Annotated in this window: 1 pseudogene; it reads left to right on the forward strand. The window is 70.5% G+C overall.

Going from position 1 to position 2,359, the window contains the following annotated elements:
- Positions 1-13: 13 nt before the first annotated feature.
- A pseudogene (locus AC1DOC_RS29660) lies at positions 14-2,359 on the forward strand (hypothetical protein); the annotation flags it as partial.

Raw genomic sequence — 2,359 nt, forward strand, 5'->3', positions numbered from 1 at the left:
GTCTGACTCATTGATGGGCTGCCGCTCGCAGCGATGGCGCCGTGCCGGCGCCAAGCTCGCGATCGGCCTGGCGCTGCTCTCGGCGCTCTTCCTGACGCTGTTCCTGGCGTCCGCCGCGGTGCATGYAGCACCCGCACCCGGCGGCAGCGTCATCCGCAACGTGGCCAAGGCCAGCTATGTGCCGGCCGGCTTTGCGCAGACCGAGACCTCCAGCTCCAACAGTGTGGTGGCCAACGTGCTGCCGGTCGAGGCGCTGGTGCTGACGCAGGACCAGGCGGTCACCCGGCCGCCGGCCACTGTCGTCACGCTGAATCACCTGCTCACCAACACCGGCAACGTGCCGTCGAGCTATGCATTGGGCTTCGCCAACAACGCGGGCGGCTGCCCGGCGGACACGCTCGATCTGTCGGCGCTGCGCGTCGTGCGCGACATCAACAACAACGGCGTGGTGGATCCGGGCGATCCGCTGCTGCCGCTCGGCGCGCCCGGCGCGCTGGCGCTGCGACCCGGCGAAACCGCCTCGCTCCTGGTGGAGGGAACGATCCCGACCACCGCGGACGGCGTGGCCTGCGCTGCGCTGACCGCGACCACTGCGCTGCAGAACCTGAGCGCCACCAACCGCGACACCGTGACGGTCGGCAACGTGGCGGTCATTGCCCTCACCAAGAGCGCGAGCTATCCGGGCGTCATCGTTCCAGGACAGAGCCGCATCGATTTCATGATCTCCGGCACCAACATCGGCGCCCGCGATGCGCAGCCGGGCAATGCCACCGCGCCGGCCGGCACGCCGGTGCTGGTGAACGGCGCGCCCGCGAGCCTGGTGCTGGTGCGCGACCTCGTGCCGGCCGGCACGCAGTACATCGCAGGCACACTGCAAAGCACGGCCGCGGGCGCCGTGCGCCTGTTCCGCCTGCCGGGCGATCCGGCCTTCAGCTACCGCACCGCCGACGACGCGGCCGCGATCGAAGTGGCCATTGGCGTGCCGACGGCCGTGTCGCGCAACGCCTCGATCGCCATGCAGTTCGCGGTGCTGGTGAAGGCCGACCAGTCCGGCGACATCCGCAACACCGCCCAGGGCCACTACAACGACGGCACGGCGCCGGTGGTGTCGCCGTCCAACACGGTGCTCATCACCACGAGCCAGAGCCGCATCGGCGTGGCCAAGACCGCATCGGTGCCGCGTGCGAACCGCGGCGCCGACGGCCTGCTCGACGGGACCACCACCGTGCGCTTCAGTGTCGACGTGCGCAACTATGGCGCCGTGTGGCTCTACGGCGTGCAGGCGGTCGACCTGCTCGAAGGCAGCGGCGCGACCCAGTTCGGCAGCTACACCGGCGCGGCGGTGCCGGGTCCCGGCCAGTACACGGTCGTGCCAGGCTCGATCGCCATTGCGGGCAACCAAGGCAACGGCGTGAGCGGGACCGTGGCCGCCGCGAACAACGGCTTCACCGGCACCGCCGCCGCCCAGAACCTGCTGGCGCCCGGTGCGGTGCTGCCTGTCGGTGCGCAGGTCACCGTGCAGTTCGACGTTCGCATCAATGTCAGCGGCCGCACCGGCACGCTTCTCAACAGCGTGCGTGCGCAGGGCGCCCTCACGCCCGGCGGCGCGCCCGTGGCCTACGACGATTCGGTCGACGGCGCCAGCCCGGACCCGGACGGCGACGGCAATCCCAACAACAACGCCTCGCCCACGCCGGTGTCGATGCAGCTGCCCTCGCTCTCGCTCGCCAAGACCGCTTCGCTGCCGCGGCGCGTGGCCCAGGGCGTCTACGAGATCGACTATCGGCTGCTCGTCACGAACACGGGCGTCGCGCCGGCGCCGAACGTGCGCGTGATCGACAACCTGAACTGCACCTTCGACATGGACAAGCCCGAGGGCCTGGTCGCGTCGTGGGAACTGGTGGACGCGCCCAAGGTTCGCAGCGGCTTGCTCAACGCCGCGGGAAGCTTCACCGGGCGCGCGGCCTGCGACCGCGAGGCCCTGGCCAGCAGCGATGCATTCAGGCTGCCGACCGAGGCGGTGCTCAGCCTCACCGACGGCAGCCGCGGCCTCGAGCCCGGCCAGAGCGAGGAGGTCAGCTTCAGCGTCCGCATCACGCAGAAGCCTGGCGCAGGGGACCGCCGCGCGACCTTCAACAACAAGGCATGGGCTGCGGCTTTCGACCAGAACACCATCAACGTCACGCCCGCGATGCTGGTCGCGGCCACCGCGAATTCGGTGCAGTCGCTGCTGGCCGATCCGGCCGGCACGGTCTACAACGCCGTCACGCGAGAGCCCGTCCAGGGCGCGGTGGTCACGTTCACGCGGCAGTCGTGCAGCAGCGGATCGGTCACGCCGATGAACGCGGCGGAAATCTAC

The organism is Variovorax sp. 01T439_2, assembly GCF_056398445.1.